At 75.1% G+C, this 2,636-nt stretch carries 5 protein-coding genes; 2 read left to right on the top strand and 3 right to left on the bottom strand.

All coding sequences use genetic code 11. The annotated features are described in order from the left end of the window. Window positions 1-48: 48 nt before the first annotated feature. Genes FOE67_RS22280 through rpmG form a run of 3 tightly spaced genes read right to left on the bottom strand, consistent with a single transcriptional unit; the run spans window position 49 to window position 1,778 of the window. Window positions 49-1,272, bottom strand: coding sequence for a GTP-binding protein (locus FOE67_RS22280; RefSeq protein ID WP_182666627.1), 1,224 nt, complete (start codon window positions 1,270-1,272; stop codon window positions 49-51). Beyond that, the gene (locus tag FOE67_RS22275) at window positions 1,272-1,577 is read right to left on the bottom strand and encodes a type B 50S ribosomal protein L31 (protein ID WP_182666626.1); all 306 of its coding nucleotides are present in this window, start codon (window positions 1,575-1,577) and stop codon (window positions 1,272-1,274) included. The genes FOE67_RS22280 and FOE67_RS22275 overlap by 1 nt, the downstream gene beginning before the upstream one ends. 12 nt (window positions 1,578-1,589) lie before the next feature. Continuing rightward, complete coding sequence (gene rpmG, locus FOE67_RS22270) at window positions 1,590-1,778, bottom strand: 50S ribosomal protein L33 (RefSeq protein WP_182666625.1); 189 nt, start codon at window positions 1,776-1,778, stop codon at window positions 1,590-1,592. A gap of 153 nt (window positions 1,779-1,931) precedes the next feature. Here rpmG and rpmB point away from each other — a divergent pair, with 153 nt between their 5' ends. After that, a complete protein-coding gene (gene rpmB / locus FOE67_RS29625; protein WP_182666624.1) occupies window positions 1,932-2,168 on the top strand; it encodes a 50S ribosomal protein L28 in 237 nt (78 codons plus the stop codon). Window positions 2,169-2,178: 10 nt separating this feature from the next. Beyond that, window positions 2,179-2,484 (top strand): 30S ribosomal protein S14, encoded by a 306-nt coding sequence (rpsN, locus tag FOE67_RS22260; RefSeq protein ID WP_182666623.1) that lies wholly within the window; start codon window positions 2,179-2,181, stop codon window positions 2,482-2,484. Window positions 2,485-2,636: the final 152 nt, after the last annotated feature.

The raw sequence follows: 2,636 nt of genomic DNA, 5'->3' as shown, positions 1-2,636 counted from the left end.
GGACGGGGCGAACCGGGCGGGCCGCGGTCGGGCCGAGCCGGGGTGGTGCTAGGGCACGGCCGGGTCCAGCAGCTCGTCGAAGGCGGAGTCCAGGCTCCGCCACGCCTCCGGTCCGGCGGCGTACTCGCCGTCCGTCAACAGGCAGGAGTCGAGGAGTTCGGTGATGCCCTCCGCGTCCAGCTCCGGGGAGACGAAGACCAGCAGGTGTCCGCGGTCCCCCAGTTCCGGGTCCCAGTCCAGGGCGGCGGCGGCCAGTCGCTCGGCCGGCATCATGTCGCGGGCCGCGTCGGGGAGCGCGGCCAGCCAGGGGCCGAGGTTGTCCACGCACAGCGCCCCGCCGGCCGCGTCCCAGGACAGCAGCGTGTCGGGGCGGTTGGCCAGCCAGAAGCGCCCCCGGCTCCGGGCGGCGGCGCAGGCCAGGTCCTCCAGCGCGGCGTGCAGGCGGGCGGGGTGGAAGGGCCGGCGGGCCCGCCACACCCGGGTGGTCACCCCGTGCGCGTCGGCCTCCTGGGGCAGCAGGGCGCAGGCGGGGTGCTGCCGGGCCGCCGCGGCGGCGGGATCGAAGCCGGCGGTGAGGACGGCGACGAGACCGGGGTCGGTCACGGCGATCCGGCGGGCGGTGGGGTGCAGTTGGGTGAGCAGTTCCAGGTCGGCCGGGTCGGGGGTGTGGAGGACGGCCGTGCCGGCCGCGCCCGGGTTCCCCGTCCGCCCCTCCGACGCGGAGTCCGCGCCGGGGTCCGGTTCCTCCGAGCCGTCGGCCAGGACCAGGACCGGCGGGTACTCCAGCTGGCGGGCGAAGGTGTCGGCGACCACCCGCTGGTCACCGGGGGCCGCGGCAAGGCCCGCCTCGGCGAGGTCGTCGCCGTTGCCCAGGCAGGGCAGGACGAGGGCGGGATCCACCGCGCAGGTCACGCCGACCAGTTCGAAGCGACCGTGGCCGTGCGCGGCCACCACCTCGGCCATCGACCGCGGCTCGACCGAGTCCCACAGTTCCACGACGGCCAGCCGGCACAGCCCGCCGTCGGCGAGGCGTTCCAGTTCGGGCACCAGATCCTCGCGCAGCGCGCAGCAGGCACAGTCGTTGACCAGCGGGGTCTCCCCGCTGTCGGTGAGACCGGTGCCGTCCGCCAGGGTGCGGCGCACGGTGCCGCCTGGGGCGGCGGAGAGGTCGTGGTGGAGGGCGATCGCGCCGGGCACCTCCCGCAGCAGGCGGCGCACGACGGCACGGCGGGCGTCGCGGTGGAGGCCGGCGACGATGACGACGGGCAGCATCAGCGGCTCCCGTCGGCCCCGTCACGGGTGCCGGCGGCCCGGCCCGACCGGCCCGACCCGTAGCGGCGTTCGAAGCGCTCGACCCGGCCGGCGGTGTCCAGCACCCGGGCGGTACCGGTGTAGAAGGGATGACTGACCGAGGAGGTCTCGACGTCGACGACGGGGTAGGTGTTGCCGTCCTCCCACTCGATGGTCTTCCCACCGTTCGCCGTGCCGGCGAGGGTGGAGCGGGTGAGGAAGGCGTGGCCCGCGGCCCGGTCACGGAAGACGACGGGCCCGTAGGCGGGGTGGATACCGGGCTTCACGGCGGTTCTCTCCTAGCGCTCTTCTCGGTAGGTGACGTGGCGGCGGGCCACGGGGTCGTACTTGCGCAGCACGAGGCGGTCGGGGTTGTTCCGCCGGTTCTTGCGGGTGACGTAGGTGTGGCCGGTGCCGGCCGTGGACCGGAGTTTGATCACCGGCCGAATGGTGGAGCGGGACGAGCCGCTGGGGTTTCCGGACGCCATGTGGAGTACTATACAGAAACGGGAATCATTTTCATTATGCTCCCCTCCGCCCCTCCCGTGACCCCGGTCACGCCCGGACGCGCGGGAGGGGACGACCCGACCGCACCCCGTCGGGCGGGCCGCACCCGCCCGGACCCCCAGGAGGAAGTCCACGTGTCCGCCCACTGCCAGCTGACCGGCCGCGCGCCGGGCTTCGGCAACACCATCTCCCACTCCCACCGGCGCACCTCCCGGCGCTTCGACCCCAACATCCAGCGCAAGCGCTACTGGCTGCCCTCCGAGGGCCGGCACGTGCGGCTGCGGCTGAGCACCAAGGGCATCCGCACGGTGGACACCATCGGCATCGAGGCGGCCGTCGCCCGTATCCGCGCCCGCGGCGAGAAGGTCTGAGGGGGACGAGGTGGCGAAGAGGAGCAAGGTCGCGAAGAACGAGCGGCGCAAGGAGATCGTCGCCCGGTACGCCGAGCGGCGGGCCGAGCTGAAGGAGATCATCCGGCGCCCCGACACCGACCCGGAGGCCCGCGAGGCCGCGCAGCGCGAGCTGCGGCGCCAGCCGCGCGACGCGAGCCCGGTGCGGGTGCGCAACCGGGACTCGGTGGACGGCCGGCCGCGCGGACACTTCCGTGCCTTCGGGCTCTCCCGGGTGAACCTGCGCTCGCAGGCGCACGCCGGCTACCTGCCGGGCGTGCGCAAGTCCAGTTGGTGAGCCCCGGCCGATGAAGCCGGTGGGGTCGTCGGGCCGGGGCCGATCCACCCGGCGACCCCACCGTTCGGTGGGTCCGCCCACCCCGGGGTCCGCCGACGGATCCCGCCCCGAACGCGGCGGGGCGGCGCCCTTCCTCCGCCCTCCTCCGGCGC

The sequence above is a fragment of the Streptomyces calidiresistens genome (assembly GCF_014141525.1).
In the GTDB taxonomy this organism is placed as follows: Bacteria; Actinomycetota; Actinomycetes; order Streptomycetales; family Streptomycetaceae; genus Streptomyces; species Streptomyces calidiresistens.
The sequence above is the reverse complement of the archived record's forward strand: the minus strand, read 5'-3'. Positions and strand labels throughout refer to the sequence as shown.

Coding starts and splice junctions, on each gene's coding strand:
- FOE67_RS22280 (WP_182666627.1), bottom strand. CDS start 1,272: ATGCTGCCCGTCGTCATCGTCGCCGGCCTCCACCGCGACGCCCGCCGT.
- rpmG (WP_182666625.1), bottom strand. CDS start 1,778: ATGGCGTCCGGAAACCCCAGCGGCTCGTCCCGCTCCACCATTCGGCCG.